General features: G+C 70.7%; 25 protein-coding genes and 1 pseudogene. 6 read left to right on the top strand and 20 right to left on the bottom strand.

The window, feature by feature from the left end:
• Positions 1 to 50 precede the first annotated feature (50 nt).
• From ACIA77_RS14845 to ACIA77_RS14830, 4 genes are all read right to left on the bottom strand, one after another.
• Positions 51 to 1,391: a cryptochrome/photolyase family protein gene (locus ACIA77_RS14845; RefSeq protein ID WP_395886401.1), complete on the bottom strand. Its 1,341-nt coding sequence runs from the start codon at positions 1,389 to 1,391 to the stop codon at positions 51 to 53.
• 61 nt (positions 1,392 to 1,452) lie between these two features.
• On the bottom strand, positions 1,453 to 2,769 hold the full coding sequence (locus ACIA77_RS14840) for a citrate synthase (RefSeq protein WP_395886400.1): 1,317 nt from the start codon (positions 2,767 to 2,769) through the stop codon (positions 1,453 to 1,455).
• 193 nt (positions 2,770 to 2,962) lie between these two features.
• Positions 2,963 to 3,904: a carbohydrate kinase gene (locus ACIA77_RS14835; protein WP_395886399.1), complete on the bottom strand. Its 942-nt coding sequence runs from the start codon at positions 3,902 to 3,904 to the stop codon at positions 2,963 to 2,965.
• A 41-nt stretch (positions 3,905 to 3,945) separates the two neighbouring features.
• Positions 3,946 to 4,533 (bottom strand): TetR/AcrR family transcriptional regulator, encoded by a 588-nt coding sequence (locus tag ACIA77_RS14830; protein ID WP_395886398.1) that lies wholly within the window; start codon positions 4,531 to 4,533, stop codon positions 3,946 to 3,948.
• Between the two features lie 126 nt (positions 4,534 to 4,659).
• Between ACIA77_RS14830 and ACIA77_RS14825 the strand changes: the two genes are divergently transcribed.
• Positions 4,660 to 5,805, top strand: a complete 1,146-nt coding sequence (locus ACIA77_RS14825; protein ID WP_395886397.1) for an acyl-CoA dehydrogenase family protein — start codon at positions 4,660 to 4,662, stop codon at positions 5,803 to 5,805.
• A 63-nt stretch (positions 5,806 to 5,868) separates the two neighbouring features.
• Positions 5,869 to 6,243, top strand: a pseudogene (locus tag ACIA77_RS14820) (Uma2 family endonuclease); the annotation flags it as partial.
• 249 nt (positions 6,244 to 6,492) lie between these two features.
• Here the strand turns inward: ACIA77_RS14820 and ACIA77_RS14815 are convergent.
• From ACIA77_RS14815 to ACIA77_RS14805, 3 genes are read right to left on the bottom strand one after another with little or no spacing between them, the layout of a single operon-like run.
• Positions 6,493 to 7,713, bottom strand: a complete 1,221-nt coding sequence (locus ACIA77_RS14815; protein WP_395886396.1) for an amidohydrolase — start codon at positions 7,711 to 7,713, stop codon at positions 6,493 to 6,495.
• An 11-nt stretch (positions 7,714 to 7,724) separates the two neighbouring features.
• Entirely contained in the window at positions 7,725 to 8,237 is a 513-nt protein-coding gene (locus tag ACIA77_RS14810; RefSeq protein WP_395886666.1) for a GNAT family N-acetyltransferase, read from the bottom strand.
• Entirely contained in the window at positions 8,204 to 9,109 is a 906-nt protein-coding gene (locus tag ACIA77_RS14805) for an aldose 1-epimerase family protein (RefSeq protein WP_395886395.1), read from the bottom strand. The genes ACIA77_RS14810 and ACIA77_RS14805 overlap by 34 nt, the downstream gene beginning before the upstream one ends.
• 88 nt (positions 9,110 to 9,197) lie before the next feature.
• Between ACIA77_RS14805 and ACIA77_RS14800 the strand changes: the two genes are divergently transcribed.
• Both ACIA77_RS14800 and ACIA77_RS14795 read left to right on the top strand, forming a co-directional pair.
• On the top strand, positions 9,198 to 9,776 hold the full coding sequence (locus ACIA77_RS14800; protein WP_395886394.1) for a TetR/AcrR family transcriptional regulator: 579 nt from the start codon (positions 9,198 to 9,200) through the stop codon (positions 9,774 to 9,776).
• Positions 9,776 to 10,585: an MBL fold metallo-hydrolase gene (locus tag ACIA77_RS14795; protein ID WP_395886665.1), complete on the top strand. Its 810-nt coding sequence runs from the start codon at positions 9,776 to 9,778 to the stop codon at positions 10,583 to 10,585. Before ACIA77_RS14800 ends, ACIA77_RS14795 begins: the two co-directional genes overlap by 1 nt.
• Here the strand turns inward: ACIA77_RS14795 and ACIA77_RS14790 are convergent.
• The 4 genes from ACIA77_RS14790 to pdxH all read right to left on the bottom strand — a co-directional run bounded on the left by ACIA77_RS14790 (position 10,563) and on the right by pdxH (position 14,881).
• Positions 10,563 to 11,933, bottom strand: a complete 1,371-nt coding sequence (locus ACIA77_RS14790; protein ID WP_395886393.1) for an APC family permease — start codon at positions 11,931 to 11,933, stop codon at positions 10,563 to 10,565. The genes ACIA77_RS14795 and ACIA77_RS14790 overlap by 23 nt on opposite strands.
• Positions 11,934 to 11,971: 38 nt before the next feature.
• Entirely contained in the window at positions 11,972 to 12,508 is a 537-nt protein-coding gene (locus ACIA77_RS14785) for a hypothetical protein (protein ID WP_395886392.1), read from the bottom strand.
• Between the two features lie 57 nt (positions 12,509 to 12,565).
• On the bottom strand, positions 12,566 to 13,831 hold the full coding sequence (locus ACIA77_RS14780; RefSeq protein ID WP_395886664.1) for an MFS transporter: 1,266 nt from the start codon (positions 13,829 to 13,831) through the stop codon (positions 12,566 to 12,568).
• A gap of 375 nt (positions 13,832 to 14,206) precedes the next feature.
• Positions 14,207 to 14,881, bottom strand: coding sequence for a pyridoxamine 5'-phosphate oxidase (gene pdxH, locus ACIA77_RS14775; protein WP_395886391.1), 675 nt, complete (start codon positions 14,879 to 14,881; stop codon positions 14,207 to 14,209).
• A 231-nt stretch (positions 14,882 to 15,112) separates the two neighbouring features.
• On the opposite strand from pdxH, the gene ACIA77_RS14770 reads away from it, so the two are divergent.
• The gene (locus ACIA77_RS14770) at positions 15,113 to 16,786 is read left to right on the top strand and encodes a purine-cytosine permease family protein (RefSeq protein ID WP_395886390.1); all 1,674 of its coding nucleotides are present in this window, start codon (positions 15,113 to 15,115) and stop codon (positions 16,784 to 16,786) included.
• A gap of 29 nt (positions 16,787 to 16,815) precedes the next feature.
• Here the strand turns inward: ACIA77_RS14770 and ACIA77_RS14765 are convergent, their stop codons facing one another.
• The 7 genes from ACIA77_RS14765 to ACIA77_RS14735 form a co-directional block, all read right to left on the bottom strand.
• The gene (locus tag ACIA77_RS14765) at positions 16,816 to 17,433 is read right to left on the bottom strand and encodes a TetR/AcrR family transcriptional regulator (RefSeq protein ID WP_395886389.1); all 618 of its coding nucleotides are present in this window, start codon (positions 17,431 to 17,433) and stop codon (positions 16,816 to 16,818) included.
• A gap of 323 nt (positions 17,434 to 17,756) precedes the next feature.
• Positions 17,757 to 18,458, bottom strand: coding sequence for an urease accessory protein UreD (locus tag ACIA77_RS14760; protein ID WP_395886388.1), 702 nt, complete (start codon positions 18,456 to 18,458; stop codon positions 17,757 to 17,759).
• Positions 18,455 to 19,156 (bottom strand): urease accessory protein UreG, encoded by a 702-nt coding sequence (ureG, locus tag ACIA77_RS14755; protein WP_395886387.1) that lies wholly within the window; start codon positions 19,154 to 19,156, stop codon positions 18,455 to 18,457. The genes ACIA77_RS14760 and ureG overlap by 4 nt, the downstream gene beginning before the upstream one ends.
• Positions 19,146 to 19,832, bottom strand: a complete 687-nt coding sequence (locus ACIA77_RS14750; RefSeq protein ID WP_395886386.1) for an urease accessory protein UreF — start codon at positions 19,830 to 19,832, stop codon at positions 19,146 to 19,148. Before ACIA77_RS14750 ends, ureG begins: the two co-directional genes overlap by 11 nt.
• A 10-nt stretch (positions 19,833 to 19,842) precedes the next feature.
• Entirely contained in the window at positions 19,843 to 21,564 is a 1,722-nt protein-coding gene (locus tag ACIA77_RS14745; protein ID WP_395886384.1) for an urease subunit alpha, read from the bottom strand.
• Between the two features lie 3 nt (positions 21,565 to 21,567).
• The gene (locus tag ACIA77_RS14740; RefSeq protein WP_395886383.1) at positions 21,568 to 21,873 is read right to left on the bottom strand and encodes an urease subunit beta; all 306 of its coding nucleotides are present in this window, start codon (positions 21,871 to 21,873) and stop codon (positions 21,568 to 21,570) included.
• Positions 21,874 to 21,883: 10 nt separating this feature from the next.
• Positions 21,884 to 22,186: an urease subunit gamma gene (locus tag ACIA77_RS14735; protein ID WP_395886382.1), complete on the bottom strand. Its 303-nt coding sequence runs from the start codon at positions 22,184 to 22,186 to the stop codon at positions 21,884 to 21,886.
• A gap of 300 nt (positions 22,187 to 22,486) precedes the next feature.
• Between ACIA77_RS14735 and ACIA77_RS14730 the strand changes: the two genes are divergently transcribed.
• Positions 22,487 to 23,632, top strand: a complete 1,146-nt coding sequence (locus tag ACIA77_RS14730) for a citrate synthase 2 (protein ID WP_395886381.1) — start codon at positions 22,487 to 22,489, stop codon at positions 23,630 to 23,632.
• A gap of 51 nt (positions 23,633 to 23,683) precedes the next feature.
• Here ACIA77_RS14730 and ACIA77_RS14725 read toward each other — a convergent pair whose 3' ends face one another.
• A complete protein-coding gene (locus tag ACIA77_RS14725) occupies positions 23,684 to 24,265 on the bottom strand; it encodes a TetR/AcrR family transcriptional regulator (RefSeq protein WP_395886663.1) in 582 nt (193 codons plus the stop codon).
• Positions 24,266 to 24,279: 14 nt separating this feature from the next.
• Entirely contained in the window at positions 24,280 to 25,998 is a 1,719-nt protein-coding gene (locus ACIA77_RS14720) for an SDR family oxidoreductase (RefSeq protein WP_395886380.1), read from the bottom strand.
• Positions 25,999 to 26,125: the final 127 nt, after the last annotated feature.

Here is a 26,125-nt window from a genome sequence, read left to right as displayed (position 1 = left end):
GCGGACGGCCCCGGACCGCGGGCCGTCCGCAGCCGGCCATGCCCGTCCACTCAGGACCCCTTGATCGCCCCGAAGCGCTGCAACGCCACCTGGCGCTCCTCGGCGTGGTCCACCAGGGGCGCGACGTACTCCGCGGGCCGGTCCTTCACCTTGTGCACCGCTTTTCCCGCCACACCACGGAGTTCGGGCACGTACTTGCGCACGTAGTCGCCGTCGGGGTCGAACTTCTCGCCCTGCGTGGTGGGGTTGAAGATCCGGAAGTACGGTGCCGCGTCCGTGCCGCTGCCGGCGACCCACTGCCAGTTGAGCTGGTTGGACGCGAGGTCGCCGTCGACGAGGTGGCGCATGAAGTGCCGCGCACCCCACCACCAGGGCAGGTGCAGGTCCTTCACCAAGAAGCTCGCCACGACCATGCGGATCCGGTTGTGCATCCAGCCTTCCGCCAGCAGCTGGCGCATCCCCGCGTCGACGATCGGGTAGCCGGTGCGCCCCGCGCACCACGCTTCGAAGGCGTCCCGGTCCTCGTCGTGCTCCATCTCGTCGAACCGGCGGTCGTAGTTCTCGCGCGCGGTTTCCGGGCGGTGCCACAGGACGTCGGCGTGGAACTCGCGCCAGCACAGCTCCGAACGCAACGACTGGGCGCCGTCACCGGATTTCCCGGCGAGGCCGGCCAGCATCGTGCGCGGGTGGATGGCACCCCAGTGCAGGTACGGCGACATGCGGGTGGTCCCCGGCCGGTCGGGCCGGTCCCGGTCGATCGCGTAGCGCCGCAGCCCCGACTCGAGGAAGTCGTGCCACGCCGCGAGCGCCGCGGCTTCGCCCGGTTCCGGCAGCTGCGTGTCGCCGAGCGCCGGTGATTTCGGGATCTTCGCGGGCTTCTCCGGCTTCAGCCAGTCCACAAGAGACGCTCCGGTGTCGGCCGGGCGGCGCCAGCCGTGCTCGGTCCACGCGCGGTGGAACGGCGTGAACACCCGGTACGGCGTGCCGTCCGGTTTGGTCACCCGGCCCGGTGTCACGGCGTAGGGCGATCCCGTCGCGACGAACTCGATGTCGTGCTCCGCCAGCGCTTTCGCGACTTCCTCGTCGCGGCGACGGCCGTACGGTGCGGAGTCGGCGCTCACGTGCACCGCCGACGCGCCAACGGATCGCGCCACGCGCGCGACTTCGCGCACCGGATCGCCGTGCACCACCATCAGCCGGCCGTCGAGCGCTTCATCGAGCGCACGGAGGCTGTCGAGCAGGAACGCCCGGCGCGGCGCACCGGAGGGTTTCAGCAGTCGGTCGTCGAGCACGAACAAGGCCAGCACGGGTCCGCCGGCTTCGGCGGCGGCCAGCAGGGCCGCGTGGTCGCCCAGCCGCAGGTCCCGGCGGAACCACAACACGCTCGTCATACCCGCCAACGCTAAACGCCCCGCCGCGCGAGTGCACAGCGGGGCGTTTCGGAAAGCGGGCTCAGCGGTCGTTGATCGGCGTGTAGTCCCGCGAGGCGTGACCGGTGTAGATCTGCCGCGGACGGCCGATCTTGGTCTGCGGGTCGTTGATCATCTCGCGCCAGTGCGCGATCCAGCCGGGGAGCCGGCCGAGCGCGAACAGGACGGTGAAGAACTTCGTCGGGAACCCGAGCGCGCGGTAGATGAGGCCGGTGTAGAAGTCCACGTTCGGGTACAGCTTGCGCTCGACGAAGTAGTCGTCGGAAAGCGCGGTCTCCTCGAGCTTCTTCGCGATGTCGAGCAGCTGGTCGCCGCCCGCGATCTTGCCGAGGATCTCGTCGGCGGTGTTCTTGATGATCTTCGCGCGCGGGTCGTAGTTCTTGTAGACCCGGTGCCCGAAGCCCATGAGCTTGACACCCTTTTCCTTGTTCTTCACGCGGTTCACGAACGAGGCGACGTCGCCGCCCTCGTCGCGGATCGACTCGAGCATGTCGAGCACGGCCGCGTTCGCACCGCCGTGCAGCGGGCCGAACAGTGCGTTGATGCCCGCCGAGATGCTGGCGAACAGGTTGGCCTCCGACGAGCCGACCAGGCGGACGGTCGACGTGGAGCAGTTCTGCTCGTGATCGGCGTGCAGGATGAACAGCAGGTCGAGCGCCTTCGCCACGGCCGGGTCGACCTCGTACGGCTCCGCCGGGAAGCCGAAGGTCATCCGCAGGAAGTTCTCCACCAGGCCCAGCGAGTTGTCCGGGTACAGCAGCGGCTGCCCCACGGACTTCTTGTACGCGTAGGCCGCCAGGGTCGGAACCTTCGCCAGCAGGCGGATGGTGGACAGCTCCACGTTGGGCTCGTCGAACGGGTTCAGCGAGTCCTGGTAGAAGGTCGACAGCGCCGAAACCGCGCTCGAGAGCACGGGCATCGGGTGCGCGTCGCGCGGGAAGCCCGAGAAGAACGCCTTCAGGTCTTCGTGCAGCAGCGTGTGGCGCTGGATCTTCTCGGTGAAGTCGGCGAGCTGGGCCTCGGTGGGCAGCTCACCGTAGATGAGGAGGTAGGACACCTCGATGAAGGTGGACTTCTCGGCGAGCTGCTCGATCGGGTACCCGCGGTAGCGCAGGATGCCCGCATCACCGTCGATGTAGGTGATGGCCGACGAAGCGGCACCGGTGTTCACGAAACCGGGGTCGTAGGTGATGTACCCCGTCGACGCCAGCAGCTTCCCCAGCTCGATTCCCGGTGCACCCTCCGTCGGGTGCACAACCTTGAATTCGTGCTCGCCACTCGGCAGGCGCAGCGTCGCGGTTTCGCCGCCGGTCTGCCCCGCATTCGTCGCGTCGGACATGCAGGTCCCTCTCACGTTGGCACGGGCCGGCGGCGCCTGTACGTTCCACAGGTAGCCACGTGTTCACGCGAGGAAACACGTCGCCTCGCTGCACACCGCCCCGCTGGGGTATGAATTCACCCCTTACGCTAGTCGAAATACGGGTGTCCGCGCAGCCGCTGCGTTGCTCTCAGTGGCCCCTTTGGGACCAGGTTCACACGGTGGCAGCCATGTCCGCGGCCGTCGGCGGCTCCGCGCCACTGCGCGAGACCGTGATGGAGGCCGCTTTCGCGGCGTACGAGAGCGCCTCGCGCCACGCGTCCGCGCCGAGTGCGGCCAGGTCACGGACCTCGTGGGTGTGCAGCCACGCGAGCAGCGCCCCCTGAACGGTGTCGCCGGCCCCGATCGTGTCCACCACTTCGACCCGGCGCGAAGGCACGTGGGCCAGCTCACCTGCGGTGGTGATCACGGACAGGCCCTCGGCGCCCCGGGTCAGGACGACCGCGTCCACACCGGACTCGACCCACGTCTTCGCGGCGGCCACGGGGTCGGCGCCTTCGGCGAGCCACGCGGCGTCGTCGTCGGAGATCTTCAGCAACCGGACATCGGGCAGCCACGACGCGAACCGTGCACGGTAGGCGGCCGGGTCGGCGATGAGCGCTTCGCGGATGTTCGGGTCGAGCGCGGTGAGCGTGCCGCGCGCCGATTCGCGGCGCAGCACCGCCTCGTACGCGCTGGCGCCGGGCTCGAGCACCATCCCGAGGGTGCCGAGCGACAGCGCGGTGGCCTCGTCGGGCAGCGCGCCGGGGTCGGTCACGAGCCGGTCGGCTGTGCCGTCGACGTAGAAGGTGTACTGCGCGGCGCCCGAACGGTCCAACGCCACCACAGCGAGCGTGGTGGGCTCGGCGCCGCGCTGCACGAGCGAGGTGTCGACGCCGGAGTCCACGAGCCGGTCGACGAGCGCGGCACCGAAGCGGTCGGTGGAGACGCGGGACAGGAACGACGACGGGACGCCGAGCCGCGCGGCGGCGAGCGCGACGTTGTACGGCCCGCCACCGAGACGGGGCAGCAGTGCGCGCAGTCCACCGTCCACAGTGGAGTCCAACGGTTCACCCGGCACGAGGTCGACCAGCGCCTCTCCACCCACCACAATCACGAGCGCGAGTGTAGAGGACTTGTTCTTGACAATTCGTGTCCTCAGTCCTTCGTGAGCCCGCCCAGCAGGAGCTCGCCCAGCGCGGTGAACGCTTCGCCGTCGGACACGTCGGTGCGGCGGCCGAGCACGCCGGTCTGGATGCCCTCGACGATCAGCCCGGTCATCTCGGCGACGAGGCGGGCGTGCACGTCGCGGAACACCCCGTCGGCCACGCCCTTGTCGATGAACTCGCGGATCCGGCGCGCGGCGGCGCGGCTGTTGAGCTGGTAGGTGTCGCGGGCCGGCCCGAACTGCGCGATGTCGGTCATGAACGCGGGCGACGCGCGGTTGAGGTGCTCCGAGACGCCGGCGAGGTACTCCCCGACGAGCTTGCGCGCGTCGTCGATGCCCTCGATGCGCGTCTCGATCCGGCGGGCGGCGCCGCGGAAGAAGTGGGCGACGACCTTCACGGCGAGTTGTTCCTTGCTGGGCGCGAGCGCGTACAGCGTCGATTTGGAGCAGCGCAGGCGGGCGGCCAGGTCGTCGAGCGTGAAGCCGGCGAAGCCCTCGGCGAGGAAGAGGGTCTCGAGCTCGGCGAGCAGCGCCTGCTGCCGCGCCGTCGGGCGGCGGCGGGCTTCGGGTGCGGTCATCGGCCACCAGCTTTCGTGATCGAACCACTATCCCTCATGAATCCGGGACGGCCGCGTCCTCCATACGGTACTCTCGAACAGCCCGTAGTACTGTTTTCAGTACCGCTTCTTGCCGCTGGAGGAGACATGCCGGCAGAACGACTGCTGCCCACCACCGAGGCCGAAGACCTGCTGAACCTGGTCACGGAGATCGCGCGCAACGAGCTGAAGCCCCGCGCGGCCGCGGCAGAAGAGGCGGAGCAGTTTCCGCGCGACATGTTCACGCTGCTCGGCAAGTCCGGACTGCTGGGCCTGCCGTACGCCGAGCGCTGGGGCGGCGGGGAGCTGCCGTACGAGGTCTACCTGCAAGCGCTCGAGGAGATCGCCGCCGCGTGGATGACGGTGGGCGTGGGGCTGTCGGTGCACACGATGTCGTGTTACGCGCTGGCCCACCACGGCACGGACGAGCAGCGGGAACAGTGGCTGCCGGACATGCTGGGCGGCTCACTGCTGGGGGCGTACGCCCTGTCCGAGACGCACGCCGGCTCCGACGCGGCCGCGCTGTCGACCCGTGCCCGCCGCGACGGCGACCAGTACGTGGTCAACGGCACCAAGGCGTGGATCACCCACGCCGGCGTCGCGGACTTCTACACGACCATGGTCCGCACGAGCGACGACGGCGGCCACGGCATCTCGTGCCTGCTCGTGGACGGCGCCACCGCCGGCCTTTCCGCGGCCCCGCGCGAACGCAAGATGGGCCTCACCGGCTCCCCGACGGCCCAGATGATCTTCGACAACGCGCACGTCCCGGTCGCCCGGTTGATCGGCGACGAGGGCGCGGGCCTGAAGATCGCCCTGTCCTCGCTGAGTTCCGGGCGTCTCGGCATCGCGGCGTGCGCGGTGGGCCTGGCGCAGGCGGCGCTGGACGAAGCCGTCGCCTACGCGAAGGGCCGCACCCAGTTCGGCAAGCCGATCATCGAGTTCCAGGGCCTGGAGTTCCTGCTGGCCGACATGGCCGCGACCGTCGAATCGGCCCGCGCGACCTACCTGGACGCCGCCCGCCGCCGCGACCGCGGCCTCGACTTCCAGCGCCAGTCCTCCATCGCGAAACTCATCGCGACCGACGGCGCCATGAAGGTGACCACCGACGCCGTCCAGGTCCTCGGCGGCGCCGGCTACACGCGCGACTTCCCGGTCGAACGCTACCTGCGCGAGGCCAAGGTCCCCCAGATCTTCGAGGGGACGAACCAGATCCAGCGGATGGTCATCGCGCGGGCTTTGAAGGCTTCCTGACGTTCACACGTACCGCAGCGCTCGGTACCCCTATGCTCACCCGGAGTAACAGGGGGTACCGAAATGACCTACTCCATCCAGCAGGAGCTCCGCTGGCCCGTCCCGGGCCGGCTGCTGTCGATCGAGGAATACGCGGCTCTCGGAGAAACCGAGTTCTGCATCACCGAACTGGTCGAAGGCCGCCTCGTGCTGGCGCCCAATTCGAGGCCGCGGCACAACTCGGCCACCATGGAGCTGGCTGGGCAGCTTGAACCGCAATTGCCCGGTGGCCGCTCCCTGGTTCCGTTCACGGACGTCGATCTACAGCTGTCACCGGCAGGTCAACCGGGGTTCTCGCGCCGGCCGGACCTCGTAGTGACCGACGAAGCGGCAGTCGCACGCGACGGTGGGATGCTGCGCGCTGACGAGGTCCTCGTCGTGATCGAGATCGTGTCGCCGGGTTCGAAGCGAACCGATTACGTCACCAAGCACGACGAGTACGCCGACGCAGGAATCCCGTCTACTGGATCGTCGATCTCGGCGACCCGGTTTCCCTCATCGCGTGCCACCAGGCAGGCGAACTCGGCTCTCAAGACGCGCCCGCCGTCACCGGCGTTTTCACCACCAGCGAGCCGTTTCCGGCGAAGATCGACCTCACCACGCTCACCGCTTGAGGCACCGAACCCCGGCGCCTCAAGCGGTTGCGCGTCAGCGGGTTTCGCGGTAGCGGCGGTCCTCGGTGACGCCCTCGCCGGTGGCCTCGTCGTAGTGGTAGACCTCGCGGCCGCGGACGAAGACGCGCAGCGCGCGGTTCATGACGTCCAGCGGGTCGCCCGACCAGAGGACCACGTCGGCGTCCAGGCCGGGCGACAGGGTGCCGATGCGGTCGGACAGGCCGAGCATCTCGGCGGGGTGCGCGGTCAGGGCCCGCAGCGCCGTCTCGGGGTCCAGGCCGTCCTTCACGGCGAGGGCGGCCTGGTAGACGAGGAAGTTGATCGGCACCACGGGGTGGTCGGTGGTGATCGCGATCTTCACGCCCGCCCGCGCGAGGATGCCCGCGGAGCGCAGGGTGCGGTGGCGCAGCTCGACCTTGGACTTCGTGGTGAACAGCGGGCCGAGGATCACGGGCACGCCGCGTTCGGCCAGGAGGTCGGCGATGAGGTGGCCCTCGGTGCCGTGGTTGATCACGAGCTTGTAGCCGAACTCGTCGGCCAGGCGCAGCGCCGTGACGATGTCGTCGGCGCGGTGCACGTGCTGGTCCCAGTACAGCTCGCCGTCGAGGACCTTCGCGAGGGTCTCGTTCGTCAGGTCGACCTCGTGCGGCTTGCCCTCGGACTCCGCGTGGGTGCGCTTGGCCTGGTAGTTGCGGGCCTTCGTGAACGCCTCGCGCAGGATCGCCGCGACGCCGAGCCGCGTCGAGGGCGTCTGCTTCTTGTCGCCGTACACGCGCTTCGGGTTCTCGCCCAGCGCGCTCTTCACGCTCACCTGCTCGGCGAACGTCATGTCCAGGACGCTGCGGCCCCACGTCTTCACGCCGATGGTCTGCCCGCCGATCGGGTTGCCCGACCCCGGCTTGATGACGACGCTCGTGACGCCGCCGGACAGCGCGTCGTCGAAGCCCGGTTCGTACGGGTCGATGCCGTCGACAGCGCGGAACCGGGCGCCGACCGGGTCCGTCATCTCGTTGGTGTCGTTGCCGGCCCAGCCTTCGCCGTCTTCGTGGACGCCGAGGTGCGCGTGCGCGTCGATGAAGCCCGGGAGGACCCAGCTGCCGGATGCGTCGACGAGCTCGGCGTCCTCCGGGACGTCGACGTCAGCCGCCGCCCCGACCTGGACGATCTTGCCGTCTTCGATGAGGACCGTGCCGTCCTCGATGGGTGCCGCACCAACGGGGACGACGTAGCCCCCCACAATCGCCTTCAATGCCATAGTTTGACACGCTAACGAATTGGCGTGGGCGCGCGACCGCGGGGCTTTTCGAGGTGAATGAGCTGGTAGTCCGCTTCCGGGCTGCGGTGCGTTTCGCGGTAGCCGAGCTTGGCGTAGAGGTGCAGCGGCCCGGCCGAGCGTTCGCCGGTGCAGAGCCGGAAGCACGTGATCTCGGCCGGCGCGAGCTCCTCCACCGCCAGCAGCAGCGCGCTGCCGAGTCCGGCACCCTGCCGGTCGGGCGCGACGGCCAGCCGCCCGATGTCCCCGACGGCACCGGCGACGCGAAGCCGCACGCTCGCGATGAGCCGTCCACCGTCGCGCACACCCCACACCCGGCACGCCGGATCGGCGAGCGCCGCGCGCACCTGGTCCAGCGACTCCACCAGCGGTGGGAGGTCGAAGTTCAGGTGCGCGCGGGCTTCGGAGAGGTACGCGGCGCGCTGCACCGTGAGCAGCTCCCCGGCGTCGGCCTCGGTCAGCAGCTCCGGTGTCACGGCACGCGGATGCCCCAGCTGCCCGACCAGGACGTCGCGGGTTCGAGTTCGATGAGGTCGGTGCCGGTGTTGAGCGCGTCGGCCGGGCAGGTCATGGGCTCGATCGCGACGGCGCGGCCGCGGCCGGTCAGGTCGTCGGGCGTGAACACCTGCACCCAGCGGAAGTCGGGGCCGGTCCAGACCAGTAGCTGCTTGTCCTGGTGGGTGAGGACGTGGTGGTGCGTGCCGTCGTCGTCCAGCGACAGAGCCCCGAACGCGGTGTCGAGATCGACGCCGGCGAGGACCTTGCCGCGGCGGAAGTCGTATTCGGTGCCCTCGACGTCCTGTTCGTCCGCGTACGGCATCTGCTGGCCGTCGACGTACGGGCGCACGCGCGAAGCGGGCAGCGTGAGGGTCAGCTCGTCGGTCGGCACGTCGCCGATGCGGAAGTACGGGTGCGTGCCGACGCCGACGCCGATCGGCTGCTCACCCTCGTTGCGGATCTCGTGGGTGATCGTGAGCTCGCGCGGCTGCAGGTCATAGGTGATCGTGGCGCGCAGCGGCACCGGCCAGCCGGGCTGCACCTCGACGTCGACCGCGAGCGTGATCGACGATTCGGCGTGCTCCAGCAGCTCCCACTCCTTGTGCCGCGTGAGGCCGTGGATCGCGTTGCCGCGCGCCTCTTCGGTGATCTCCAGCTGCTGCTTCTCGCCCTGGAGCTCCCACTCGCCACCCTTGGTGCGGTTCGGCCACGGGAGCAGCACCTGACCGAGGCCCTTCGGCGGCTTCTCGTCCGCCTCGAACTCCTCGACGTAAGGCACCCCGCCGACCTCGAACACGCGCAGGCCGGCACCGATTTCGGTGACGACGGCGCGGGCGCTGCCGCGGGTGATCTCGAACTGCTCTCCGGTGGGATTGGCCATGCCGCAGACATTACCGGCGGCGGGCCGGCCGCCGTACGCGGTCGAAACTAACTAGACCGGTCGTCATAGTTTGAGCTACGGTGACGTCATGGTCCGCCGCACCGACTCCCGCCGCCGCATGCTCGACTCCGCTGCCGAGCTGTTCCAGGCGCAGGGTTACCACGCCACCGGCCTCACCCAGCTCGTCGCCGCGGGCGGGGCGCCGAAGGGCTCGCTGTACTTCCACTTCCCCGGCGGCAAGGAGCAGCTGGCGGCCGAGGCCGTGCGGCTGTCGAGCGAGCGGACCGGCGAAGTGCTGCGCGCCGTGGTCGCCGCGGCGCCGGATCCCGCGGCCGCGATCGCGGCGGTGCTGGACACCCTCACGACCGCGCTCGTGGAGTCCGACTTCCGGCGCGGATGTCCACTTGCGACAGTCGCGCTGGAGGCCGCCGCCGAGAGCCCCCTGATCCGCGAAGCTTGCGACGAAGGCTACTGCTCGTGGCAGGGCTCGCTCGCCGAGTACTTCACGCGCGAGGGCTTGCCGGTCGAGCGCGCGTCTTCGCTGGCGACGGTGGTGCTCGCGTCGATCGAGGGCGCGCTGCTGTTCGCCAAGACCCGCCGCGACGTCGCGCCGCTGCACGCGATCGCGGCCCACCTGCGCACGACCGTCGAGAGGGAGTTCTCCTGATACGCGTACACCACCTGAACACCGGCACCATGACCCCGTTCGGCGGCAAGCTCGTCGACGGCCGCCCCGGTTTGCTGCGGCGCGCCGAGCTCGTGTGCCACTGCCTGCTGCTCGAAACCGACACCGGACTCGTGCTGATCGAGACGGGTATGGGGACCCCCGCCGTCAGCGATCCGGTGCGCTGGCTGGGCCGGCGGTTCCTCGCGTTGTCCCAGCCCGTGACCCGCGCGGACGAAACAGCCGTCAGCCAGCTCCGCGCGCTCGGTTTCGACCCGGCCGACGTGCGTGACATCGTGCTGACGCACCTCGACCTCGACCACGCGGGCGGGCTCGTCGACTTCCCCCGAGCGCGGGTGCACGTCTACGCGGCGGAGCTGGCCGCGTACCGCGCGGGGAACAAGCGGTACCGGCAGGTGCAGTTCGCTCACGGTCCACAGTGGACGTCCTACGCGGACGCGGGCGACGACTGGTTCGGCTTCTCGGCCGTGCGCGAACTCGACGGCGTGCCGGACGTCGCCCTCGTACCGCTCGCGGGCCACACGCCCGGGCACGCCGGCATCGCCGTCCGCACGGACACCGGCTGGCTGCTCAACGCCGGCGACGCGTACTTCTTCCACTCGGAGATCGACGACCCGGCGGCCATCCCGCCCGGCCTGGCGATGTTCGAACGGTTCGTGCAGACAGTGCCCGAGCAGCGCATCGCGAACCAGCAGCGGCTGCGGGAACTGCGCCGGGCCGGCGAAGTGACGATCTTCGCCGCCCACGACCGCACCGACTTCGAACGCCTCAGCCAGCCGGACCGCGTGTGACCTCACGCCGGTCGAGGCCGCGTTTCACCAGCCAGTTCACGAACCACAGCACCACCCCGACGCCGAGCAGGATCGCGCCCACGGCGTAGTCGCTCGCGGGGCGGCCCGACAGCGGGCTCACCAGGTAGACGCAGAAGATCGCGGCGAGCACGGGGATCGCGGTGGGCGCGCGGAAGTGCTTGTGCGCCACCTTGTCCCTGCGCAGGACCAGCAGGGCGACGTTGACGATCGCGAACACCACGAGCAGCAGGAGCGCCGTCGTGCCGCCGAGCGCACTGATGTCCACAAAGGACACCAGCAGGATCGCGATGGCGCTGGTGAAGATGATCGACACCCACGGCGTGCGGCGCTTCGGGTGCACACGACCGAAGACTGCGGGCAGCACGCGCTCGTTGGCCAGCCCGTAGAGCAGGCGGCTGGCCATGAGCATGTTGATGAGCGCCGAGTTGATGACCGCGAACAGGCCGATGGCGGAGAAGATCTCGCGCGGGAAGCCGGGTGCGCCGACGTCGAGCACCTTCAGCAGCGCGTCGCTCTTGGCGGCGGCGAGGTCGCCGGCCGGGACGAGCAGCGAGGACGTGATGGAGACCAGCACGTAGATCGTCGCGGCGACGACCATGCCCCACAGCATGGCCTTCGGGAAGATGCGCACCGGGTCGTGGCACTCCTCGGCCATGTTCACCGAGTCCTCGAACCCGACCATGGCGAAGAAGGCCAGCGAGGTCGCGGACGTGATGGCGACGAGCCACGTCTTGTCGGCCGTGTTGATCTCGACCAGGCGCGACGGCTCGCCGTCGCCGTTGATCACGGCCCACACACCGACGCCGATGATGATCAGCAGGCCGGACAGCTCGATGCAGGTGAGCACCACGTTGGCCTTCACCGATTCGCCGACGCCGCGGAAGTTGATCAGCGCCAGCGCGACCACGAACACGATGCCGACGAGCACCATCGGCAGCTTCACGAACGCCGCCAGGTAGGTCGCACCGAACGCCACCGCGGCCGACGACGCGGACGTGATCCCGGAGCACATCACGGCGAACGCGACCATGAACGTCAGGAACGGCACGCCGAACGCTCTGTTCGTGTACAGCGCCGCGCCTGCGGCCCGCGGGTACTTGCCGACCAGTTCCAGGTAGCTGAACGCGGTCATGAACGCGACCACGAACGCCAGCAGGAACGGCAGCCACAGCGCCCCGCCGACCCGGCCGGCGACCTGGCCGGTCAGCGCGTACACGCCCGTGCCGATGATGTCGCCGACCACGAAGAACAGCAGCAGCTTCGGCCCCATCACGCGCCGCAGTGCCGGTTCCTGAACTTCCGAACCCTCCGCCCTCACGTCCGTCATGGGCGATTAGTCTGCCTTGTCCGGCAGCTGCGCGAAAGTCAGACGGCGGTGACGACGGTCTTGACCAACGGAGCCATCATCTGCTGCGTCATCTTCACCGGACCGGTGTAGTTCACCAGCACGGGCACGCCCTTCACGATCTTCGCCGCGGCGAGCGTCGCCGTCTTGGCTTCGTCGACGTAGTAGACGGCCCCGCTGGGGAAGCCGGGCACGTCGACCGCGCCGGGCTTGGCCTTCTTGATCGCGGCGACCATGTCCCCGGGGTTGGCCTTGCGGCCCTCGTAGCGCGTGACGGCCAGCGCGCCGGCCTGCTTGTCACCGAGGAGGTACTCGCAACTGGTCGACTTGCCGCCGTTGTTCGGGCTCTCCTGGTTCGGACCGGTTTTGGCGACGATGCCGGGGATGTTGATCGCCTTGCCGACCTCGTCCGCGGACAGCAGCGAACACGTCGACCCGGGCTTCGGCGGCGGCACGGACGTGCTGGGCTTCGGCGGCGCGGCCTGCTGCTGCCCGGAGGAGCAGGCGGCGAGCGCGGCGGCGGCGAGCAGGACAGCGGCGATCGGGTGAGCACGCATGCCCGGCATCGTAGGCCGTTCGGAGCAACGCCGGTCACCCCGGGCGGCGCGGCCGGATCAGCCGGTGGGTGCGCGGTAGCGCCAGAACGCGGGCAGGACCAGCATCGCCAGGAGCACGAGCACGATCACCAGCAGCCCACCGCCCGTGGCGGCGGCTTCGGTGCCGAACAGGGCGCCCGCCCAGCCGTGCGTGAGGTCGGCCAGCCGCGGGCCGCCCGCGACGACCACGGTGAAGACACCCTGGAGCCGGCCGCGCATCTCGTCGGTGGTGGCGGTCTGGAGGATGGCCTGGCGGTAGACGGAGCTGACCATGTCGGCGGCCCCGGCCAGCGCCATGAAGATCACGGCGAGCCAGAGCGAGTGGGCGAGCCCGAACGCCGCGATCGCCGCGCCCCACAGGCAGATCGACACGACCACGGCGACGCCCTGGCGCCCGACGCGGTGCAGCCAGCCGGAGAACAGGCCGATGATCATGGCTCCCGCGGGGAGCGCCGCGTACAGGAAACCAAGGGCGGGGCCACCGCCGGGCGGGTCGCCGAACGTGCGCTCGGCCATCTCGGGGATCAGGGCGCGCGGCATGCCGGCGACCATCGCGATGATGTCCGCGACGAACGACGCCAGCAGCACCTTCTTCGTGGCCAGGTACCGGAACCCGTCGATGACGTCCCCGACCCCCGCCCGGCGCGACGGCCCGTTCAGCGGCGGGATCGACGGCAGCCGCCACACGGCGATGAGCGTGATCATCAGCGCGCACACGTCGATGAGGTACAGCGTCGACAACCCGATGACCGGGATCAGCGCCCCGCCGAAGAGCGGCCCGAACACCGCGCCGAACGTCGACATCGTCGTGTTCAGCGCGTTCGCCGACGGCAGCAGTTCCGGCGGCACCAACCGCGCGACGACAGCACCGCGCGTCGGCATGTTGATCGCGAAGAACGCCTGGTTCGCGGCCAGCAGGACGAGCACCAGCGTCACGGACCCGAACCCCGCGAACGCCTGCAACCACAGCAGCGCCGACGAGACGGCCACCCCGACGTTCGTGACCAGCAGCAGCTTCCGCCGGTCCACCGCGTCGGCGATCGCCCCGCCCCACAACCCGAACACGAGCAGCGGCACCAGCGCGACGGCCCCGGTCAACCCCACGTACCCGGACGACCCCGTCAGGTCGAACACCTGCTTGGGCACCGCCACGGCCGTCAGCTGCGACCCCACCGCGGTCACCGCCGTGGACACCCACAGCCGCCTGAACGCCGGAATCTTGAGCGGACGAGTGTCAACAACGATGCGGCCGAGGAGCTTCCGAACCCCAGTACGGGGCGGCAACGTCCCCGGATCAGAACTCACGACACACCATCTTAGCTGCGCTAACTAACCGCCCGCGCGTGATTTTGATCGCCGAGTAACCGACACCCGAAATGCCGGATCGGCCGCCGAGCCCGGACAACCACTCAGCCCCCTTCGCCGCAGGCGACACCCCCTACGACCCCATCACCCGACAACGCACCCCACGCAGTCACCCAGCCCCCGCCCTGCACTTCGATCCCCGCGCCCTTCACGGTTCTGGGCCCTGTGTCAAGGCACGCTATCCAGCCTTGACACAGGGCCCAGAACCGTAGAAACAATCAAAGATCGGGGTGCCCCACGCAACAGAGTGGCGACCGAACTACGAAAACCTCACCGGCGCGACCCAACAGCCGATCACGGAGCCAACCGCTCCACAACCCACCCGTCATCAGTCCGCCGGAACCTCAACCGATCGTGCATCCGGTCTTCCCGCCCCTGCCAGAACTCCACGACATCGGGCCGGATCCGCCACCCACCCCAGTGGGGCGGCGCCGGAATGCTCTCCACGTCCGCGAACCGCCGCTCGATCCCCCGCAGCGCGTTGTCCAGCGCCCGCCGGCCGTCCACGATCCGCGACTGCGGCGACGCCCACGCGCCCAGCTGCGACCCCCGCGGCCGCTGCTCCCAGTACGCCGCGGTCTCCGCGGCGGCGACCTTCTCGACCTCACCGCGCACCGTCACCTGACGCTGCAGGGCGTACCAGGGGAACGTCGCCGACGCGTAGCGCGTGGCCGTGAGGTCGTGGCTCTTCGCCGAGGTGTAGTTCGTGTAGAACACGACGCCGCGCTCGTCGAGGCCCTTGCACAGCACCGTCCGGGAAGACGGGTGCCCCTGCGGGTCGGCCGTCGCCAGCACCATCGCGTTCGGCTCGGCGACACCTGCCGACATCGCCTGGCTCAGCCAGTTCTGCAGCTGCTCGGTCCAGGTGGACGCGAGGGCCGCCTCGTCGAAGGGGGCCCCGTCGTAGGCCACCCGCATCCCGGGCAGCCGGACTACCGCATCCGGCGCCTCATCGATCTCCGGCATCATGGGCCCCAACCTCCGTACCCCTGGTGAGGGTGTCGACTCATCGGTATCCAGCGACGGTATTGGCTCGCCAGCTGCGGCGAAACCCACCGAACGGTGACTCCTGCCACCTCTCGCCGCTCACCGATCCGTAACCGCGGAACCCCGAACCGTAACCGCCGGGTTACCTCCTGGACCCTGATCGACACGGGCGCGACCTACCTTCTGGCTTCCCCACCGTCTGGAGGCAGGTCCATGACCGACACCCTGTCCGAAGCCGACGACACCACCGAGCCGCAGCGCAGGTACGCCGCGCTCGCGGCCGACGAAAACCGCGAAGACTACTCACTCCGCTTCGCCGCGCAATCGTTCCGCCGCTGGTCCCCGTTCGTGGTCGCGACCACGGCGCTCGGCGGCATCGCCTACCTCGCCGACTTCGCGATCGGGGCCAGCATCGTCCTGACCTACGGGTTCACCTCCGGCGTGCTGGCGATCCTCGCCGCGGCCGTGGTGATCTTCGTGACCGGCGTGCCGATCGCGCGCGCGTGCGCCACGTACGGCGTGGACATGGACCTGCTCACCCGCGGCGCCGGCTTCGGCTACTTCGGGTCGACGCTGACCTCGCTGGTCTACGCCAGTTTCACCGTCATCTTCTTCTCGCTCGAGGGCTCGATCATGGGTCAGGCGTTCGAACTGGCGCTCGGCATCCCCCTGCCGGTCGGTTACCTCCTGGCCACGCTGATCGTGCTGCCCTTCGCCCTGTACGGCATGGGCGCCGTCGCGAAGATGCAGACCTGGACGCAGCCGCTGTGGATCGCCGGTCTGGTGCTGCCGTTCGTGGTCGTGCTCGTGCGTGAACCGGGCCGGTTCGCCGACTTCACGTCGTTCGGTGGCACGGAGGGCGCGGGCTCCGGGTTCTCGGCGATCGGGTTCGGGTTCGGCATGGGCGTGGCGCTGTCGCTGATCGGGCAGATCGGTGAGCAGGCCGACTACCTGCGGTTCATGCCGGTGAAGACGGTGGCGAACAAGCGGTCGTGGTGGGCCGCCGTGCTCGCCGCCGGCCCGGGCTGGGTCGTGCTCGGCGCGGCGAAGCAGATCGGCGGCGCGCTCCTCGCGTTCCTCGCACTCGGCGCGGTCGGCAAAACCGCCGCGCTCGAACCCATCGCGCCCTACCTGGCGGCGGTGAAGCCGGCGCTCGGTCCGGTGGCGCTCACCTTCGCGGCGCTGTTCGTCGTCGTGTCGCAGATCAAGATCAACACCACCAACGCGTACTCGGGTTCGCTGTCGTTCGCCAACTTCTTCTCGCGCGTGCTGCACAAGCACCCGGGCCGGGCGTGGTACGTGCTGGTCAACTGCGGCATCGCGCTGGCGCTCATGGAGTTCGGCGCGTTCGCGTTCCTGAACAAGATCCTGGGCTTCTACTCCAACGTCGCGATCGCCTGGATCGGCGCCGTGTGCGCGGACCTGGTCATCGCGAAGCCGCTGGGCCTGTCGCCGCGGTACATCGAGTTCAAGCGCGCCTACCTGCACAAGGTCAACCCGGTCGGCTTCGGGTCGATGCTGATCGCGTCGGCCGTGTCGATCGCGGCCTACTTCGGCGCGTTCGGGTCCGTGCTCGCCGCGTTCAGCCCGCTGCTGGCCCTGGTGATCGCCGCGGTGCTGGTGCCCGCACTGGCCGTCGCCACGAAGGGCCGCTACTACCTCGTGCGACCCAACCTGGTGTCGGGCCCCGGCGTCGACGCCGACCCACGGGCCACGCACACCTGCTCGGTGTGCGGTGACCCGTACGAGCTGCCGGACATCGCCGACTGCGCCAAGCAGGGCGGCGCGATCTGCTCCCTGTGCTGCACGCTCGACAGCACCTGCCACGACCTGTGCCGCGAAGCCGGACCGGTCGACCTGCCGCTGCCGACCGTCCGGCCCGCCTGAGCCCCGGAGCAAGCCCCCGACCAGCGCGATCAGACCCGCGTGATCGCCGCCAGCATCAGTGCCCGCAGCTCCGCGCCGACCTCGTCCACGGGCAGCGGCGGCTCGTGCGCCTGCCACTCGCGCAGGAGCCCGGTGGCCGCGCCGACGAGGGCGATCGCGGTCAGCCGGTAGTCGCGGTCGGGGGCGACGCCGGCCTTGGCGGCGCGGCGCGCCTCCGTCTCGATGAACGTGGCCCACCGGTCCACCCACACCTGGTGCTGCTCTTCGAGCTCCGGGCTGACGCCCACGGCCTCGACGTAGTTGAGCCGCGGCATGCGCGGGTCGAGGGTCACCGTGGCGACGAAGACGTCGAGGAGCTTCGCGATGCGCGTCATCGCGTCGGCGTCCTTGACCTCCTCGAGCGCGGCCGACACGTGCATGAGCGCGAGCGAGTTGATGCGGTCGTGCAGCGTCCGCAGCACTTCTTCCTTGCTGCCGAACTCCTCGTAGAAGTTCCGCGTGGACACCCCGGCACGGGTACACAACTGGGTGATCTTGGCCTGCCGGAAGCCCGTCGTGGTGAACAGCTCCAGAGCGGCCGTGAGCAGCCGTTCCCGACGCTCGGCGCGTCTCTGCTCCGGCGGGACGCCACCGTAGGTCCGGGCCACCGGCCCTCCTTCCCGCCGTACTCCGCCCAGGGGGCAGCGTCGGCGTCTACCTTGTGAAAATCGCAATTACCGTTGAGGCGGAGGCGAAAGCGCTCTTCCGGATTCAGGTAATCCGCGTGCACGGCCCGGCGGAGCGCGCCGTCGAACGTGCGGCGATCACGGTATCGAGCAGCAGGTCACCCGCCTCGCGCAGGCCCCACCACAGGCGATCACCGAAAGCTAAGTCGTTGCCACGCCTGGGAATCGTCCCTGCACCGGAGCTTGAACGACGTTCAGAGCTACCCTCATCACGAGATCGGAGGGCGCTGACGAGGCACGAAGCGTCAGCCCTCCAGACCATTCACGGCACGGACCGCGTCCGCCGCGAGAGACGTCGTGAGCGTAACGCCGGGCGCGGGGCACGTGCGCGCCCACCACTCGCCGGAAGCCACCGGACGCGGCGGACCACCGATCACCAGCTCCGTCGCGAGCACGCGCTTTCCCGCCAGCGCGGCGAGCCCGGTGTCGAGCACCGGGTCGCCGATTTCCTGCGTCTGCCGCAGCACCGGCAGGCCCCCGCGCGTCACGTGGACGGTCGTGGTGAGCCGGCCCGGCCGTTCGCCCGCGCGGCCGAGCACGAGCACTTCCCGGGTGTGGAAACGGGAATTTTCCCCTACCGACGCGCGCAGGACCGCCGTGTGGTCCGCGCGCGCGGTGACCACGGTCGGCTCCGGCAGGTAGGTCAGCGAACCACCGTCCGCCACTTCGATGTCCACAGTGGACGAGCTGGCGCCGCCGCCGAGCCCGGGCAGCGCGAGCGTCGCCGCGACTCCGGACAGCCGCAGCACGGCGCCGGGCCCGACCCGGACGTCGAGCAGCAGCTCGTCCCCGCCCAGCGGCGCCGTCGCCGACGAGACGAGGTGGACGACGGCGTCCGGCCCGCGGCCGCGGCGCGGGAACAGCGTCAGGGGCGCCATCGACCGCAGCTCGCGCAGCACCGTCCGGCCGTCTTCGAAGCACGCGACCACCCGCGCGTGGGCTTTCACCCCGCGCGCACCGGCAGCACCGACCGCACCCAGCGCGCCACGTCGGGCGCGTCCGGCGTCTGCACCAGCGACTGCGCGAGCACGGGCAGGTCGCCGCGCATGCGGTGCGCGTCGGCCGTCATCACCCCCAGGTCCGCCCCGACCAGCGACGCGAGGTCGATCTTGTTGATCACCAGCAGGTCGGCCGTCGTCACGCCGGGGCCGCCCTTGCGCGGCACCTTGTCGCCGCCGGCGACGTCGACGACGAAGACTTGGCTGTCGGCGAGCCCGCGGCTGAACACGGCGGTGAGGTTGTCCCCGCCGCTCTCGATGAGCACCAGGTCCAGCCCGGGGAAGCGCTCTTCGAGGGTCTCGACGGCGTCGAGGTTCGCGGTGATGTCGTCGCGAATCGCGGTGTGCGGGCAGGCGCCGGTCTGCACGGCCTCGATGCGCTCGGGCGCCAGCACACCGGCTTTGCGGAGGAAGTCGGCGTCCTCGGTGGTGTAGATGTCGTTCGTGACCACGGCGAGGTTCAGCTCGCCGCCGAGCGCGCGGCACAACGCGGCGGTCAGCGCCGTTTTGCCGCTGCCGACGGGACCGCCGATCCCGATGCGGTACGCGCGGCCCGCCGCCGGCGCGGCTGTGTGGCGGTCGGGTTCGGTCGCCGTCGGGTCGAAGCTGACCGGATGGGTGTGACCGTGACCGTGTTCAGCTCGCAAAGAGCCGCACCTCCTCCTCGTGGTGCCGGGCGTGCGCCTCGGCGAACAGGTCCAGCGCCGGCGAACCCGGCGCGGGCAGCTGCGCCGGGTCGGCCCCGGCGACGGCGGCGGCTTCGCCGGCCACGCGGCGCACCTCGGCGCCGAGCCGGGCGACGACCGCGTTGACGGCGAACGGGTCGAGCCCCAGCAGCCGCACGGCCGCGCTCGCGGGCCCGCTCACCGACGAGTACCCCACCGCCGTCGCGGCGTCGGCGGGCGCACCGCCGGCGATGCCCACCAGCGCGCCGCAGACGATCGGGTGGTGCGGCCGCGGGGTTTCGGCGAGCAGCGCCGTCAGCACCGGCGACGGCCACGCCACCGCGCCGGCCCGCGCGGTGCCGCGCCCCTGGGCCCGCGACGCCGCACGCTGCGCGGGTGACGGCGTGCGGGCGTCCAGCTCCCGGTCGAGCCGCAACCAGTGTCCACTCCGGACTCCGCGCGCGGCGGCGTGCGCAGCGGCCGCGGCGAACGCTGCGGCGAGCGCGCCCGCGGTGCGCAGCCGGCTCAGCAGGAACCCCGGCAGGTCGGCCTCGCTCGTCACGAGCTTGCGGCTCACGGCTTCTTCCAGCCCGCCGGAGTGCACGTGGCCGCCGCCCGGGAAGCGGGAATCGGCGAGGATGAGTGCGCAGACGTCCACCAGCGTCGCCCTAGAAGAGGAAGTACCGCTGGGCCATCGGCAGCTCGGCGACCGGTCTCGACTCCACGAGCTCACCGTCCACGCGCACCGCGAAGCTGTCCGGGTCGACCCGCACGTCGGGCGTCGCGTCGTTGAGCACCATGTCGGCTTTGGTCCGCGCGCGCGTGTTCGCGACGGCGACGAGCGGGCGCTGGATGCCGAACGTCTCCGCGAGGCCCGACGACAGGGCTTCGGGAGCCACGAAGTGCAGGCTCGACGCCGCCGCGACGCGCGGGGCCGCGCCGAACATCGGCCGGGCGAGCACGGGCTGCGGCGTCGGGATCGACGCGTTCGCGTCGCCCATCGCCGCCCACGCCGGGAAGCCGCCCTTGAGCACCACGTGCGGGCGCACGCCGAAGAACTTCGGCTCCCACAGCACGAGGTCCGCGAGCTTGCCGACCTCGACCGAGCCGATCTCGGCCTCCATCCCGTGCGCGATCGCCGGGTTGATCGTGTACTTCGCGACGTACCGGCGGGCGCGCAGGTTGTCGGCCGCGCCGTCGCCGGGCAGCGCGCCGCGGCGGCGTTTCATCACGTGCGCGGTCTGCCAGGTCCGGATGACGACCTCGCCGATGCGGCCCATGGCCTGCGAATCGGAGCTCATCATCGAAATCGCGCCCAGGTCGTGCAGCACGTCCTCCGCGGCGATCGTGCTCGGCCGGATGCGGCTCTCGGCGAAGGCGAGGTCCTCGGGCACCGACGGGTTGAGGTGGTGGCACACCACGAGCATGTCGAGGTGCTCGTCGAGCGTGTTGACCGTGTGCGGGCGCGTCGGGTTCGTCGACGAGGGCAGGATGTTCGGCAGGCCCACGACCTGGATGATGTCCGGCGCGTGACCACCGCCCGCGCCCTCGGTGTGGTACGCGTTGATCGACCGGCCGCCGATCGCCTCCACAGTGGACTCCAGGAACCCGGCTTCGTTGAGCGTGTCGGTGTGGATCGCCACCTGCACACCCGATTCGTCGGCCACCGTGAGGCACGCGTCGATCGCGGCGGGCGTGGTGCCCCAGTCCTCGTGCAGCTTGAACCCGCCGGCACCGGCGGCCAGCTGCTCGCGCAGCGCCTCGGCCCGCACGGTGTTGCCCTTGCCCAGCAACAGGACGTTCACCGGGAGACCGTCCATGGCGGACAGCATGCGCCCGAGGTTCCAGGCCCCGGGTGTCACGGTGGTGGCCCTCGTGCCCTCGTTCGGCCCGGTGCCGCCACCCACCAGCGTCGTCAGGCCGGCGGCGAGCGCGGTGTCGACGAGCTGGGGACAGATGAAGTGCACGTGGCAGTCGATCCCGCCCGCCGTGAGGATCTTCCCGTTGCCGGAAAGCACTTCCGTCGACGGCCCGATCACCAGCGCCGGGTCGACGCCGTCCATCGTGTCCGGGTTGCCGGCTTTGCCGATGCCGGTGATGCGCCCGTCGCGCACGCCGACGTCGGCCTTCACCACACCCCAGTGGTCGAGGATGACGGCGCCGGTGATCACGAGGTCCGGCGCGCCTTCGGCACGCGTGGCCATCCCCTGGCCCATCGACTCGCGGATGACCTTGCCGCCGCCGAAGAGCACCTCGTCGCCGCTGCCGCCCGCCCCCCTCGACCGGTCTTCGGTCACCTCGATGAGCAGGTCGGTGTCGGCGAGCCGGATCCGGTCGCCGGTGGTCGGGCCGAACAACTCGGCGTAGCGCTCGCGATCGATCTCCGGCACGCCTCAGCGCTCCCGGCCGGACTCGGCGCGCAGCCCCGGCACCCGCCGGTTCCCGCGCAACGGCACCAGGTCGACCTCGCGTTCGACGCCCGGTTCGAACCGCACGGACGTGCCGGCCGGCACGTCGAGCCGGTGCCCGCGCGCGGCCTCGCGGTCGAACTCCAGCCCCGGGTTCACGGCCGCGAAGTGGTAGTGCGAGCCGACCTGCACGGGCCGGTCGCCGAGGTTGCGCACGAGCAGCCGCACGCGCTCGCGCCCGGGGTTCAGCTCCACCGGTTCGGCGCCGGGGATGATCTCGCCTGGCCGCACTCGCGCTCCTTCAGACGATCGGGTCGTGCACGGTGACGAGTTTGGTCCCGTCCGGAAAAGTGGCCTCCACCTGCACGGAGTCGACCATTTCGGCGACTCCGCCGAGTACCTGGGCGCGGCTGAGCACCGCTCGGCCGCTGGCTGCGAGCTCGCTCACCGTGCGCCCGTCGCGCGCGCCCTCGAGCACGTGGTCGGTGATGAGCGCGACGGCCTCGGGGTAGTTGAGCAGCACCCCGCGCTCCAGCCGGCGGCGCGCGACATCGGCGGCGACGTGGACCAGCAGCTTGTCGCGTTCCTGCGGGCTCAGGTGCATGCGAAAGGTGTATCACCGGCTCCGCCGCACCGCCGGATTCGGAAACACAGGATTTACGTTCGGTGCACCGCGCGTCTGCGAGCTCGGTCACGACGCGGTGCCGAAGAACTTGCCGCGAGAGGCCTTTCCCCACTGAATCGTTCTCGGAATCGTGACCGAAACCACCACATCTTTCATTGCCCAGGTCGCCGCGAAGGAGCAAGGTTTGTCCAACCGTGCGATGAGGCGCGCCCAGGTTGCGTCCGCACGAGTGAGCCATCGTGAAGAGATAGAGCCGGGGCGCATCGAAAGGTTCGCGAAGTGACTACCTCCACCATCAACCAGAAGAACGCCGACCAGGCCGACGACGGCTTCAAACCGGGCCTCGAAGGTGTGGTGGCGTTCCGCACCGAGATCGCCGAACCCGACCGCGACGGCGGCGCGCTGCGCTACCGCGGCATCGACATCGAAGACCTCGCCGGCAAGGTGACCTTCGGTGACGTGTGGGGACTCCTCGTCGACGGCCGCTTCGGCAACGGGCTCCCGCCGGCCGAGCCGTTCCCGCTGCCCGTGCACACCGGCGACGTACGCGTGGACGTGCAGGCCGCGCTGGCGATGCTGGCGCCGATCTGGGGCTTCCAGCCGCTGCTGGACATCACCGACGAACAGGCCCGCGACCAGCTCGCCCGCGCTTCGGTGATGGCGCTGTCCTACGTCGCGCAGTCGGCGCGCGGGACCTCGGCGCCGGCCGTGCCGGAGTCGGAGGTCGACAAGGCGACGTCCATCACCGAGCGCTTCATGATCCGCTGGCGTGGCGAGCCGGACCCGGCCCACGTCAAGGCGCTCGACGCGTACTGGGTGTCGGCCGCCGAGCACGGCATGAACGCGTCCACGTTCACCGCGCGCGTGATCGCCTCGACCGGCGCCGACGTGGCGGCTTCGCTCTCGGGCGCGGTCGGGGCGATGTCGGGCCCGCTGCACGGTGGCGCGCCGGCGCGCGTGCTGCCGATGATCGAGGAGGTCGAGCGGTCGGGTGACGCCGCCGGCCTGGTCAAGGGCATCCTCGACCGCAAGGAGCGCCTGATGGGCTTCGGCCACCGCGTGTACCGCGCGGAGGACCCGCGGGCCCGCGTGATGCGCCGCACGTGCAAGGAACTCGGCGCCGAGCGCTACGAGGTCGCCGCGGCGCTGGAGCAGGCCGCGCTGACGGAGCTGCGCGAGCGGCGCCCGGACCACCCGATCGAGACCAACGTGGAGTTCTGGGCGGCCGTGATCCTGGACTTCGCGAAGGTGCCGCCGGCCATGATGCCGTCGATGTTCTCCTCCGCCCGCACCGCCGGCTGGGCGGCGCACATCCTGGAGCAGAAGCAGACCGGCCGCCTCGTGCGCCCGTCGGCCAAGTACGTGGGGCCGGGCCCGCGCAAGCCGGAGGACGTCGAAGGCTGGGACAGCGTCACGAAGCACTGAACCCCTTCGCCTGAAGGCCGTCCCGTTCGCCCGGGGCGGCCTTCGGGGTGTTCAACGCGCCGGGCGATCGTGGCGTTCGGTGGTTTCCAGCATCGCCGTGAGCTGGTCGACGAGCCACCCGTCGAGAACCTCGCGCGGCACGGTGCGCTCCTGCAGCCACGACAGCAGCGCACCCTCGACGACGGCGGTCCAGCACCGCAACGTCAGCGACTGCAGCGCCGACGGTTCGGTGACCCCGAGCGCGTCGAGGATCAGCTCCACGGACCGGTGCCGGACCTCGTCGATCGCCGCGTCGGTTTCGGACGTCGCGATCACGGAACCGCTGCGCAGCAAGGCGACGTAACCGGCGCGGTAGTGATCGGCCACGTCGATGAGCCCGCGCACGGCCGCTCGCAACCGGCCGTCCGGCGGGCCCTTCTCCAGCTGCGCGAGCCCGTCGACGAGGCCGTCGGTCACCGTCCGCAGCGCCCGCACCTGCAGCTCGTGCAGGCTCGGGAAGTAGCGGTAGAACAGCGGCCGCGACACCTGCGCCCGCGCGACGATGTCGTCCACCGTCACCAGTTCCGGTGCACGGCTGCCGAACAGGTCCAGCGCCGCGGCGATCAGGTCGTCGCGCCGGGCCTGCGGGGTCATCCGGCGCGGGCGGCTCACGGGGTGACGTCCAGCTTCGCCGCCGCGCGCAGCAGGCCGGGCGTCAGACGCGAAAGCACCAGCGCCACCTTGGCTTCCGGGGTGGACGGCTGGATCGCGCGGTCGCGCTCCACCGCGCGCAGGAGGTCACGCGCCACCTTCTCCGGCCCGAACCCGCGGCGCGCGTAGAGCTTCGTCGACGCCTGCTGCCGCCGCGCTTGTTCGTCGGCCGCGACGCCGACGAACCGCGTGGTGCTGGTGATGTTCGTGTGCACCAGGCCCGGACACACGGCCGTCACGCCGATGCCGTCGGCCGCCAGTTCGGCGCGCAGGCCGTTGCTCAGCGCCAGCACGGCGGCCTTCGTCGTCCCGTACGCGGTCAGGATCTTCGACGGCAGGTAAGCCGCGGCCGACGCGAGGTTCACGATCTGCCCGCCCTCGGCCCGCTCGGCCATCATCGGCGCGAACGCGCGGCACCCGTGGATCACGCCCCACAGGTTCACGTCCACGACCCTCTCCCAGTCGGCCAGCGTGGTGTCCAGGAACGGCCCGGACATCCCGATCCCGGCGTTGTTCACCACGACGTCGGGCACGCCGAACTCCGCGCGCACCCGGGCCGCGAACTCCTCGACCGCCCCGGCGTCCGAGGAGTCCACTGTGTACTCTCCGGCGTCGACGCCCTTGTCCCGCACCAGCTTCGCGGTTTCCGCCGCGGCGGCCGCGTCGACGTCGGTGACCACCACGTCGGCCCCTTCGGCGGCGAACGCGAGCGCGGTCGCGCGCCCGATGCCGCTGCCGCCGCCCGTGATGACCACGAGCCGGTCGGCGAACCGGCCGGGCGCACCGCCGACGACGCGAGCGCGCTTGAGCGCCCGGCTCTCCTCACCGCCCTCGGCGTACTCGACCAGCTCGGCGGTCGCGTCCGCGATGACTTTCGGCTTGCTGCGGGCGATCCAGTGCGAACCGACCAGCCGCCGCACGCGCAGGTCCGGCACCCAGCGCGCGATCTCCGTCTGCAGCGGCGCGGTCACGAACGCGTCGCCCGCCGGCGCGAGCACCTGCACCGGCACCTCGGCCGGGCGCGGCGCGGGCCGCGACAGGCGCGTGAACATGTTGGCGCGGTACAGCTTCAGGCCGTGCACGGCGTCGGCCGTCCGCACGCGCCCCGCGGCCGGGTCGAGCCGGCGGATGAGTGCGGGCACGATCCCCGAACGCCAGCCGAACTCCGGCACGAGCGGCAATTGGAACAGCAGGATGTAGTACGAGTGCAGCAGCTGGCGCAGCGCGCGCGGCACCCCCGACGGCCGCTTGAACTGCTCGCGGAACCACGCGCCGGCGTGGTCGAGGCTCGGGCCGGAGATCGAGGTGTACGAAGCGATCCGCCCGCGCAGCTCGTCGCCGGTCACCGCGTGCCAGGTCTGGATCGAACCCCAGTCGTGGGCCAGCAGGTGGACCTTCCCGGTCGGCTGCACCTCGTCGACCACGGCCTTGAGGTCCGCGGCGAGCTGGTCGAGCCGGTACGCGTCGCGCTCACGCGGCTTGTCCGAGTCCCCGGCGCCGCGCACGTCGTAGACCACCACGCGGTGGCGGCGGCCGAGTTCGGCGGCCACGCCGCCCCACATCGAACCGTTGTCCGGGTAGCCGTGCACGAGCACGACCGTGGGCCCGGCTTCGGCGCCGCTGACGCGGACCGAGAGGCGGACACCGTCACTGGCGGTCACCTGCTTGTGAGACATCCCGTCATGTTAGACAACTTGTCAACAACGCGGTTTCACCTCGGCGGCGGTTGCCGTGCACCCGCCGTTCGTGCGGTAGGCCGGTTTCGGCCTCCATGACGGCGTTTTCGCTGGTTCCACGGGAAAC

Origin of the sequence: Amycolatopsis sp. NPDC051903 (assembly GCF_044452505.1) — a bacterium.
Classification (GTDB): Bacteria; Actinomycetota; Actinomycetes; order Mycobacteriales; family Pseudonocardiaceae; genus Amycolatopsis.
The sequence above is the reverse complement of the archived record's forward strand: the minus strand, read 5'-3'. Positions and strand labels throughout refer to the sequence as shown.